Annotated in this window: 8 protein-coding genes; 7 read left to right on the top strand and 1 reads right to left on the bottom strand. The window is 31.0% G+C overall.

What is annotated here, in order from left to right:
• Window positions 1-4: 4 nt before the first annotated feature.
• Both malQ and H2684_RS01420 read left to right on the top strand, forming a co-directional pair.
• On the top strand, window positions 5-1,492 hold the full coding sequence (gene malQ / locus H2684_RS01425; RefSeq protein ID WP_347707503.1) for a 4-alpha-glucanotransferase: 1,488 nt from the start codon (window positions 5-7) through the stop codon (window positions 1,490-1,492).
• Between the two features lie 8 nt (window positions 1,493-1,500).
• Complete coding sequence (locus H2684_RS01420) at window positions 1,501-3,873, top strand: glycogen/starch/alpha-glucan phosphorylase (protein ID WP_182087720.1); 2,373 nt, start codon at window positions 1,501-1,503, stop codon at window positions 3,871-3,873.
• A gap of 94 nt (window positions 3,874-3,967) precedes the next feature.
• Here the strand turns inward: H2684_RS01420 and map are convergent, their stop codons facing one another.
• Window positions 3,968-4,723, bottom strand: a complete 756-nt coding sequence (gene map / locus H2684_RS01415) for a type I methionyl aminopeptidase (RefSeq protein WP_182087567.1) — start codon at window positions 4,721-4,723, stop codon at window positions 3,968-3,970.
• Window positions 4,724-4,930: 207 nt separating this feature from the next.
• Between map and H2684_RS01410 the strand changes: the two genes are divergently transcribed.
• From H2684_RS01410 to H2684_RS01390, 5 genes are all read left to right on the top strand, one after another.
• Window positions 4,931-6,367, top strand: a complete 1,437-nt coding sequence (locus H2684_RS01410) for a PTS mannitol transporter subunit IICB (protein WP_182087566.1) — start codon at window positions 4,931-4,933, stop codon at window positions 6,365-6,367.
• A 168-nt stretch (window positions 6,368-6,535) separates the two neighbouring features.
• Complete coding sequence (locus tag H2684_RS01405) at window positions 6,536-7,969, top strand: PTS mannitol transporter subunit IICB (RefSeq protein ID WP_182087565.1); 1,434 nt, start codon at window positions 6,536-6,538, stop codon at window positions 7,967-7,969.
• A 16-nt stretch (window positions 7,970-7,985) separates the two neighbouring features.
• On the top strand, window positions 7,986-10,073 hold the full coding sequence (locus tag H2684_RS01400; RefSeq protein ID WP_182087564.1) for a BglG family transcription antiterminator: 2,088 nt from the start codon (window positions 7,986-7,988) through the stop codon (window positions 10,071-10,073).
• Window positions 10,073-10,510, top strand: a complete 438-nt coding sequence (locus H2684_RS01395) for a PTS sugar transporter subunit IIA (protein ID WP_182087563.1) — start codon at window positions 10,073-10,075, stop codon at window positions 10,508-10,510. Before H2684_RS01400 ends, H2684_RS01395 begins: the two co-directional genes overlap by 1 nt.
• A gap of 41 nt (window positions 10,511-10,551) precedes the next feature.
• Window positions 10,552-11,811 (top strand): zinc-binding dehydrogenase, encoded by a 1,260-nt coding sequence (locus tag H2684_RS01390; protein WP_182087562.1) that lies wholly within the window; start codon window positions 10,552-10,554, stop codon window positions 11,809-11,811.
• Window positions 11,812-11,857: the final 46 nt, after the last annotated feature.

Here is an 11,857-nt window from a genome sequence, read left to right as displayed (position 1 = left end):
GAGAATTTTAGATATGAGTAAGAGAAGCAGTGGGATATTAATGCATATTACGTCTTTACCAGAAAGCTATGGAATTGGAACTTTTGGAAAAGAAGCATATAATTTTGTAGATTTTTTAATAAAGGCAGGACAAAGATATTGGCAAATTCTGCCTTTAGGACCAACAGGAGAAGGTGATTCTCCTTATCAATCCTTTTCATCTTTTGCTGGGAATCCTTATTTTATAGATTTAGATATTTTAAATTCAGATGGAATTTTGGATAAGTCAGCATATGAAAATGTAGATTTTGGAAGTGATGCTGAAAAAGTAGATTATAATAAGATATTTAAAAATAAGATGAGAGTTTTGAGAATTGCCTATGAGAATTCTATAGGAAAATATGATACTTTTATAAATAAATTTAGAGAAGAAAATAAATTGTGGTTAGAAGATTATGCACTTTATATGGCTTTAAAATCAAAGTTTAATTTAAAGCCCTGGCAAATGTGGGAAAATGATATTAAGTTTAGAAAAAAATCTGCTATTTCTCATTATAAAAGAGAACTTAAACATGAAATAGAGTACTGGATATTTCTACAATATGAATTTTTTAAGCAGTGGACTTCTTTGAAAAATTATGCTAATAAAAAGGGAATAAAAATTATAGGGGATATTCCTATTTATGCAGCTACAGATAGTGCAGATACCTGGGCAAATAGTGATGTATTTTTATTAGATGAAAACAAAGATCCCATTGTAGTTTCAGGGTGTCCACCAGATGCTTTTTCAAAAACGGGACAATTATGGGGCAATCCTATATATAATTGGGATTATCTAGAAAGCACCGGGTATAAATGGTGGATAGAGAGAATTAGAAAAAATGCTACTTTATATGATGTAATCAGAATAGATCATTTTAGAGGTTTTGAATCTTTCTGGCAAATTCCTTATGGTAAGAATACAGCTATAGATGGTAGGTGGGTAAAAGGTCCTGGAATGAAATTATTTAACGCAGTTAAAGACAAATTGGGAAAAGTAAGTATAATAGCAGAGGATCTTGGATATTTAACTAAAGATGTAATAAATTTTAGGATTGCTACAGGATATCCTGGCATGAAAGTACTGGAATTTGCTTTTGATAGTAGAGAAGAGAGTGATTATCTCCCTCATAATTATGATAAGAATTGTGTGGTATATATAGGTACTCACGATAATGAACCTATTATGGGCTGGTTTGAAAATGCCAGTAAAGAAGATGTGGAATTTTCTAAAAGATATTTGAAACTAACTGAAGATGAAGGATATAATTGGGGATTTATAAGAGGAGCATTGAGTTCTGTGGCTAAATTAGCCATTATACAAATTCAAGATTATCTTGGACTTGGTAATGAAGCCAGAATGAATATACCTTCTACAATAGGTGGAAACTGGCAGTGGAGGCTTAAAAAAGGTGATATTGACATTAAACTTGCAAGGAAAATTAATAGAATTACAAAATTGTATGGGAGGTAATTAATTTGATAGATATAAATGAATTTAAAAAGGATGTACAGAGATTTCTTAAAATAGATTATGCAGTAGATTTAGACAATGCAAAAACTTATCAAAAGTATAATGCAATTTCTAAATCTATTATGATAAGAATAATTGATGATTGGAATAAAACCTGTGAAGTTTATTCAAAAAATAAACAATCTCATTATTTTTCTGCTGAATTTTTAATGGGCAGAGCACTTGGAAATAATTTAATGAATCTAGGAATTTATGAAGACATAAAAAAAGCTTTGAATGATATGAACATAGATATAAATGATATTGAAGAAATAGAAGAAGATGCAGGGATTGGAAATGGAGGCCTTGGAAGATTAGCAGCTTGTTTTATGGATTCAGCAGCTACACAAAATTTACCTGTTACAGGATATGGAATTAGATATAGTCATGGACTTTTTAAGCAGAGTTTTAAAGATGGATTTCAAGTTGAAAGTGCAGACAATTGGCTTAAATATGGGGACCCATGGTCTATAAGATGTGATGAGGATATTGTAACTGTAGATTTTTCAGATTACAGCGTAAAAGCAGTACCTTATGATACTCCAATTATTGGTTATGGCACAAAGAATATCAATAAACTAAGACTTTTTAAGGCAGAGCCTATAAATGAATTTGATTTTAATGTTTTTAATAATCAGAAATATGACGAATCAGTTGAAGAAAAAAATAATGCAGATAATATATCAAGAGTATTGTATCCAAATGATTCTACAGATGCTGGAAAAATATTAAGGCTTAGACAACAGTACTTTTTTACAAGTGCAGCTTTAAAAGATATAATTAAGAAATTTAAAAAATATCATGGTAGCGATTTTAAATTATTCCCAAAATACAATGCAATTCAACTAAATGATACTCATCCGGTTTCAGCTATACCTGAATTTATAAGAATACTTACAAATGAAGAGGGTATAGATTTTGAAGATGCATGGAATATAACTGTAAATACATTTTCATATACAAATCACACTATAATGAGAGAAGCTCTTGAAGAATGGGATACTAAATTATATAAAAATTTATTGCCAGAAGTGTACAATATAATTAAAAAAATAGATAGAAGATTAATTAGAGAACTTCAATCAGCAGGATATGGATACGATAAAATAAATTCCATGAGAATAATATATAATGGAAAGATAAAAATGGCATATCTTGCAATCTACAGTTCTCATAATACAAATGGTGTGGCAGAGATACACACAAATATTCTTAAAAATAGAGAACTTAAGGATTGGAATGAATTATATAGTAAAAGATTTTTAAACATAACTAATGGAATTACTCCTAGAAGGTGGAGTGTGCTTTGCAATAGGGAACTATCATCATTTATAACGGAACTGTTAAAAAGTGATAGCTGGATTACAAATCTTCCATTGTTAAAAAATCTTGAAAAATATGCAGATGATAAAGAAGTGTTAAAAAGATTTTTAGATATAAAAAGAATAAAAAAAGTTCAGCTAGCAGAGTACATCAAAATTCATGAGAATATTAATATAGATCCTGATTCTATATTTGACGTTCAAGCTAAAAGATTACATGAATATAAAAGGCAGCTTTTAAATGCATTTGCTATTTTAGATTTATACTATAGATTAAAAGAAAATCCTGAAATGGATATTGTACCAAGGACATTTATTTTTGGAGCAAAAGCAGCACCGGGATATGTTAGAGCTAAAGCTATAATAAAATATATCAATGAAATAGCTAAACTCATAAATGAAGATTTTTCAATAAGTGGGAAAATTAAAGTAGTTTTTATTCAGAACTATGGTGTATCATATGGAGAAAAATTATTTCCAGCTGCAGATATTTCTGAGCAAATTTCAACAGCAGGTAAGGAAGCATCAGGCACTGGAAATATGAAACTTATGCTAAATGGAAGTCCAACTATAGGTACTTACGATGGAGCTAATATAGAAATAGTACAAGAAGCAGGTATGGAAAATAATTTTATATTCGGTGCTCGTTTTGAGGAGCTTGAGAAAATAAAGGAAAATTATGATCCTAAGGAATATTATAATACTGTGCCAGGACTTAAAAGAGTAGTAAATACATTAATAGATGGAACTTTTGATGATAATGATACTGGAATGTTTGAAGATCTCTATAATTCTTTACTTGAAAGTACAAAAACAGATAGAGCAGATACTTATTTTGTGCTTAAAGATTTTGAAGATTATAGGAATACTCAGTCAAAGGTAAATGAAGCATACAAAGACAGAATGTCCTGGGCAAGAAAGTGCTGGATTAATATTGCAAATGCAGGTAAATTTAGCAGCGATAGAAGTGTAAAAGAGTATGCAGATAAAATATGGCATATACATCCATGTAAATTCTAAAAATTGTTTTTAAGTGGCTGTATTTAATATATAAAAAGAGTACTTGATAAAATTTTATCAAGTACTCTTTTTGATTTGTAAAATGATCTTAAAGTTATATATTGTCTTGATCTGTTAAAATTAATGGACCGTCTTCTGTTATTGCAATGGTATGTTCGTATTGAGCTGACAGACTTCCATCAACTGTACGAGCTGTCCAGCCATTTTCATCTGTAATAGTTTCATAAGAACCTATATTTATCATAGGCTCTATTGTAATTACCATACCATTTCTAAGCTTAATGCCTCTTCCTGGTCTACCATAGTGAGGAACTGCTATATCATCATGCATAACTTTACCTATGCCATGACCGGTATAATCACGAACTACAGAATATCCTAAAGATTCTGCATAAGTTTGAATTTCATGACCTATGTCACCTATGTGGTTTCCAACAGTTGCCTTTGCTATTCCCTTGTAAAGACACTCCTTTGTAACCTTCATAAGGTCTTCTGCTTGCTTTGATATTTTGCCTACTGCATAGGACCATGCAGAGTCAGCTAGCCAACCATCTAAGTTTACAACCATGTCTATAGTTACTATATCTCCTTCTTTTAGAGGCTTTTTACTTGGGAATCCATGGCAAATTTCGTCATTTACTGATGCACATGTGGCATAGGGAAAATCCATATAACCTTTTTGTTCTGGTGTAGCATTATTTTTTTTAAGATAATCCTCAACAAATTCATCTATTTCCATGGTAGTTATGCCAGGCTTTATCATTTTGCTTATTTCTTTATGACAAGATGCAAGTATTTTACCTGCTTCTTTCATATAACCTATTTCTTTTTTCGTTTTTATATCTATCAAATCACTCGCCTCTATCTTAAAATTTATTTAGTGGTTTACTTTATATTCTAACATTTATTTTGTATAAATTAAATGCATCTGAGCATAGATTTTACAGACAATTTTAAATTTGTCACGAAAGGTGTCTGTCAAAATTAAAGTATTAAGGCTTGTAAAAACGTTTACTCAATACTATATTATAACTATAAAAGATAAGGAGGTATTTATATGGAGATTCATAAAAAAAATTCTACTCAAAAAAAGGGTGGAAATGTAAAAGCTAAAGTGCAAAAATTTGGTGGATTCTTAGCAGGAATGGTAATGCCAAATATAGGAGCATTTATAGCTTGGGGACTTATAACAGCATTATTTATTCCAACAGGATGGATTCCTAATGAAAATTTTAATAAACTTGTAGGACCAATGATTACTTATCTGTTACCTTTACTTATAGGTTATACAGGTGGTAAGTTGGTGTATGGTACAAGAGGTGGAGTAGTTGGTGCAATAGCAACAATTGGTGTTATTGTTGGATCTTCTGTAACTCAGTTCCTTGGAGCTATGATAATGGGGCCTCTTGGAGCATATCTTATAAAGAAATTTGATAACCTTGTAAAGGATAAGATTCCTACAGGATTTGAAATGCTTGTTAATAACTTTTCAGCTGGGATTTTAGGAGGAATTTTTGCATTAATAGCATTTTCAGTAATAGGACCTGTAGTTGGAGCATTTACTGTTGCACTTGGACAAGGTGCAAAGTGGATAACGGAAGCTAAGCTTCTCCCTCTTATAGCAATATTTGTAGAACCTGGTAAAATACTATTTTTAAATAATGCAATAAATCATGGAATATTTGATCCTTTGGGAATAGCGCAAGTTAAAGAGATTGGAAAGTCAGTATTTTTCTTACTTGAATCAGATCCAGGCCCTGGACTTGGAGTATTGCTTGCTTATTGTATATATGGTAAAGGAAATGCCAAACAATCTGCACCTGGTGCTGTAATAATTCACTTTTTAGGTGGAATTCATGAAATATACTTCCCATATGTACTCATGACACCACTTCTTCTTGTAGCTGTAATAGCAGGTGGAATGGCTGCAGACTTAACATTTGTACTTACAGGTGCTGGACTTGTGGCTTCAGCATCACCGGGAAGTATATTTGCTGAAATTGCAATGAGTCCTAAAGGAGGACTACTTCCTGTATTATTTGGTATACTTGTTGGTACAGTAGTTTCGTTTTTGGTAAGCTGTCCTATATTGAAGATGAGCGGTGTATCAGATGATGAATCTTTTGATAAGGCAAAAGATATTGTTGGAGAAATGAAGTCTGAGAGTAAAGGAAATAAAATTGGAAATAATAATACAATTGAAGCTTCAAATGATATTCCAAATCTTATAGTATTTGCTTGTGATGCAGGAATGGGATCATCTGCAATGGGAGAGTCAATACTCAAGAAGAAGTTGAAAGATGCTGGCTTTGAAATTAAAGTAAAACATGCAGCTGTAAATGAAATACCTGAAGATGCTGAAGTTGTATTTACTCAGGAAAGTCTAAAGGAAAGAGCTCTTATGGTAGTACCAAACGCTAAAATTGTAACTGTTAAAAATTTCTTAGATAATAAAGTTTATGATGAATATATAAAATCTCTAAAAAAAGATTGAGAAAATAAATTTTAATATTTTATATAAATTAAATGCATCTGAGCATAGATTTCACAGACAATTTTAAATTTGTCATGAAAGATGATTGTCATAATTGAAGTAGTGGGACTTGTAACAACGTTTACCGCATACTATATTATAACTATAAAAGACAGGGAGGTATTTGACATGGAAACTTACAAAAAAAGTCCTACTACTAAAAAAAGTCACAACGTAAAAGCTAAAGTGCAAAAATTTGGTGGATTCCTAGCAGGAATGGTAATGCCAAATATAGGAGCATTTATAGCTTGGGGACTTATAACAGCATTATTTATTCCAAAAGGATGGATTCCCAATGAAAATTTTAATAAACTTGTAACACCAATGATTACTTATCTGTTACCTTTACTTATAGGTTATACAGGTGGTAAGTTGGTGTATGGTACAAGAGGTGGAGTAGTTGGTGCAATAGCAACAATTGGTGTTATCGTTGGATCTTCTGTAGTCCAGTTTCTTGGAGCAATGATCATTGGACCTCTTGGAGCATATCTTATAAAGAAATTTGATAACCTTGTAAAGGATAAGATTCCTACAGGATTTGAAATGCTTGTTAATAACTTTTCAGCTGGGATTTTAGGAGGAATTTTTGCACTAATAGGGTTTTCAATAATAGGACCTGTAGTTGGAGCATTTACTGTTGTACTTGGACAAGGTGCAAAGTGGATAACGGAAGCTAAGCTTCTTCCTCTTATAGCAATAGTTGTAGAACCTGCTAAAGTACTATTTTTAAATAATGCAATAAATCATGGAATATTTGATCCTTTAGGGATAGAACAAGTTAAAGAGATTGGAAAGTCAGTATTTTTCTTAATTGAAGCAGATCCAGGACCTGGACTTGGAATATTGCTTGCTTATTGTATATATGGTAAAGGAGATGCAAAGAGGTCTGCACCTGGTGCTGCAATAATCCACTTCTTTGGTGGAATTCATGAAATATATCTCCCATATGTACTTATGACACCACTTCTTCTTGTAGCTGTAATAGCAGGTGGAATGGCTGCAGACTTAACATTTGTACTTACAGGCGCTGGACTTGTGGCTTCAGCATCACCGGGAAGTATATTTGCTGAAATTGCAATGAGCCCTAAAGGAGGACTATTTCCTATATTATTTGGTATACTAGTAGGTACAGTAGTTTCATTTTTGGTAAGCTGTCCTATATTGAAGATGAGTGGTGCATCAGATAGTGAATCTTTCGATAATGCAAAAGAACTTGTTGGAGAGATGAAGGCTGAGAGCAAAGGAAATAAAATTGGAAATAATAATACAATTGAAGCTTCAAATGATATTCCAAGTCTTATAGTATTTGCTTGTGATGCAGGAATGGGATCATCTGCAATGGGAGAGTCAATACTCAAGAAGAAGTTGAAAGATGCTGGCTTTGAAATTAAAGTAAAACATGCAGCTGTAAATGAAATACCTGAAGATGCTGAGGTTGTATTTACTCAGGAAAGTCTAAAGGAAAGAGCTCTTATGGTAGTACCAAAGGCTAAAATTGTAACTGTTAAAAATTTCTTAGATAATAAAGTTTATGATGAATATATAAAATTTTTAAAAAAATAATTGAGTAGGTGGTGCTGTGGATAATTTAAGTAAATTTACTGCTAGGCAGAAATTTATTATAAATGCTATATTAGAAGAAAATTCTTTAAGTGTTAAGGAGATTTCAAAACAATTTGATGTAAGCGACCGTACTATACTAAGAGAGGTAAATGCTATAAACAATATGCTTAAACCTAAGAAGATAAGTATATATGATAATAATTCAAACTTAAGCATAATGGGAAAAAAGAAAGACATAGATTACCTTGAAAAGTCTTTAGATGGGATACCACTTCAGTGGCTGCTTAGTCAGGATCAGAGATTACTTATAATTACAGCCCAGCTTCTTTTAACAGATGAGCCATATAAATTGGCATTTTTCAGCTATCAGCTCAATGTGACAGAGGGAAGCATAAGCCTTTATATGGATAAGATAAAATATTGGCTAAGGGTAAGGTATCTTACTCTGAAAAGAAAAAGAGGATATGGCATAAGCGTAGAGGGATCTGAATGGATAAAGAGAAATTCAATTGTAGAACTCATATATGACTTAAAGCCTATAGATGAGTTGTGTGCCTATGTATATGGGAATAAAAAAAATAAAGTTATAGATATGTTTTTCAAAATACTGTTTGGTAAAAGACTGTTTTCAATTTCAAAGAATCTAGTTGATATTTTTGAAAACAATGTATTTAAAATGGATGACACAATTTATCTGAGCTCACTTATTCATGTGCTTATATCTTTGAAAAAAACTGAACTTGGGAATTCTATTGAACTTCCTGATTATTTGATTCAAGATGTAGTTTCATCAGAAAAATTTGGCTTTTTAACTGAAATTAAAGAATATCTTGAATCTGAGAATATAATTATTACAGATAGTGAACTTACTTATATTGTAATTCATCTTCTTGGTTCTAAGTACATTTACAAAGAAAATGGTAAGTTCCAGGAGTTTGGGGTTTCCTTTGAAGATATATCAAAAGAGCTTTTATATGAAGTAGGGAAAAAACTTCATATGGAAATCAAATATGATAGACAGCTTATTGCAGGATTATCACAGCATATAAATTTTGCACTTTATAGAGTAAATATGGATATGCCTGTTAAAAATACTATTTTAGATGAAATAAAAGAATATTACAGTGATATTTTTGAAGCTGTAACTTATGCATGTAAATTAATATTTTCTAAATACAATATAAGTATGACATTAGATGAAATAGGTTTTATAACTATGCACATTGGTCTATTTATAGAAAAAACTAATAGTTTAAACAATAAATTTTCTTTTCTTATAATATGTCCAAATGGTATAGGAACTGCTAAAATACTTGCAAATAAACTTAAATCTGCAATACAAAATATAAAAAGTATAAAAATTGAGTCTTTCAAAGATTGGCAGGAAGAAAGTAAAAAATATGACATAGTTATTTCAACTGTAAATGTTGATCCAAATACGAAAAAAAATCATGAAAATGTAATTGTAGTGTCACCTTTTTTGAAAAAGGATGATATAGAAAATATAAATGAATATATTTCAAAGTTAAGCAAAAATAGAATGAATTTTAACAAGTCTAAATTAATTTCAGATGATGTTAAAAGTGAAAATTTAGAAAAAGAAAATGATCTAAATTTAGATAAATATAATAATAGTATAGATTCTATTATAGATAATATAATTGTTGAAACAATAGACACTAAATCAGTTGATGATCTAATAAAAATCATTACAAAAAATGCTTATGAAAATGGTATTTTAAGTAGTAGAGAGGAAGTCGAAAGGCTTATAATTGCCAGGGAAAAGTTAGGTAATGTAGTTGTACCAAATTCTCATATAGCACTTCTTCATACTAGATCAGATTGTGTAGTAATTCCTTTTGTAGGAGTATACAGAATAAAGAATAATATGAAATTGAGAAGTGTTGGATTTGCATATGAATATGTTGATACATTTGTAGTATTACTTGCAAGGAAAAAAGAGAAGTCTTATGTACTTGAACAGATGGGGAAAATAAGTATGTCCCTTATAGAAAATAGAAGATTATGTAAAATTTTAAGAAATTCAAATATTAATGAACTCAGTAGAGAAATTAGAAAAATACTTTGTAAGGAGGATATATAATGAAATCAGAAATACTTTGTGAAAATAATATATTATTAAATGTTGAAAGTGAAACTAAAGATGAAGCTATAAAAAGAGTGGGAAGACTTCTTGTAGACAATGGATATGTAGATGAAAAATATATAGAAGGTATGATAAAGAGAAATGAAGATGTAAGTACTTATATAGGTAATGGAGTGGCAATTCCCCATGGAATGAATGAATATGTAAAATGTATAAAACATTCTGGAATTGTAATTGCACAGTATCCTAATGGAGTTGATTTTGGTGATGGAGATATAGCATATCTCGTAATAGGAATTGCAGGTAAAAATGACGATCATATGGAAATACTTTCGAAAATAGCACTTACATGCCAGTATGAAGAGAATGTAAAAAAATTAGTTAAAACAAGTAATAAACAGGAAATAATAGATTTAATTTTGGAAGAAGATTAGTAAAAATCAAACTATTTTATTTAGAAAAGGGGTAATATTTTATGAAAACAAGAGCAGTAAGACTTTATGGAAAAAATGATTTAAGATTAGAGGAGTTTGAACTACCTGAAATAAAAGATGATGAAATACTTGTTAAAGTTGTATCTGACAGCATATGTATGTCAACTTATAAAGCTGCTATTCAAGGACCTGATCACAAGAGAGTTCCAAAAGATGTTGATAAAAATCCAGTAATAGTTGGACATGAATTTGCAGGAGATATAGTAAAAGTAGGTGCAAAGTGGAAAGGTCAATTTAAAGAAGGTGGAAAGTTTGCACAGCAGCCTGCACTTAATTACAAAGGAAGTATGGCATCACCTGGATATTCTTATAAATATTTTGGTGGAGATGCAACATATATGATAATACCTCACGAAGTAATGGAGATTGGGTGCCTTTTAAATTACAATGGAGAGTCATATTACGAAGCATCTCTTGCAGAGCCAATGTCATGTATAATAGGTGGATATCATGCATGTTTCCACACAAAAATGGGATCATATCATCATGAGATGGGTATAAAAGAAGGAGGAAAACTTGCACTTCTTGCTGCAGCAGGCCCAATGGGACTTGGAGCTGTAGAATATGTAATAAATTGTGATAGAAGACCATCACTACTTGTTGTAACTGACATAGATGAAAGTAGAATAAAAAGAGCAAAAGAGATATATAATAGAGATAAGGTAAAGAAAGAAAAGGGAGTAGACTTAATATTTGTAAATACAGGAAAAATAGAAAACTCTACTGAATATTTGATAAACCTTACAGATGGAACAGGATTTGACGATGTTTATGCTTATACACCTGTTAGACAGGTAGTTGAGCAAGCTGATAAAATACTTGGAAGAGATGGATGTTTGAATTTCTTTGCAGGACCTACAGATAAGAATTTCAGTGGGGAACTAAATTACTATAATGTTCACTATGGATCAACTCATGTAATAGGTACAACTGGAGGAAATACAGATGACCTTAAAGAATCTTTGAAGATGACAGAAAGTGGTTTAATGAATCCTGCAGTTATGGTAACACATATAGGTGGACTTAATTGTGTACCAGAAACTACATTGAATCTTCCTAAAATTCCTGGTGGTAAAAAGCTAATATACACAAATATAGATATGGAACTTACAGCTATAGATGATTTTGAAAAGAAGGGAGAAACAGATCCACTGTTTGCAGAACTTGCTAAGATAACAAAGAAACACAATGGACTTTGGAGTGCTGAAGCTGAGAAATATCTTCTTAGTACAATTAAATAGATTTAGAGCATGAGCAAAGATTTGTTAAAAATCTTTGCTCATTTTT

The sequence above is a fragment of the Clostridium sp. cel8 genome (assembly GCF_014050525.1).
Classification (GTDB): domain Bacteria; phylum Bacillota; class Clostridia; order Clostridiales; family Clostridiaceae; genus Clostridium_B.
The sequence above is the reverse complement of the archived record's forward strand: the minus strand, read 5'-3'. Positions and strand labels throughout refer to the sequence as shown.

Excerpts from the sequence above, each read along its gene's own strand:
- H2684_RS01410 (WP_182087566.1), top strand. The coding sequence starts at position 4,931 with ATGGAGATTCATAAAAAAAATTCTACTCAAAAAAAGGGTGGAAATGTA.
- H2684_RS01405 (WP_182087565.1), top strand. The coding sequence starts at position 6,536 with ATGGAAACTTACAAAAAAAGTCCTACTACTAAAAAAAGTCACAACGTA.
- H2684_RS01395 (WP_182087563.1), top strand. The coding sequence starts at position 10,073 with ATGAAATCAGAAATACTTTGTGAAAATAATATATTATTAAATGTTGAA.
- H2684_RS01390 (WP_182087562.1), top strand. The coding sequence starts at position 10,552 with ATGAAAACAAGAGCAGTAAGACTTTATGGAAAAAATGATTTAAGATTA.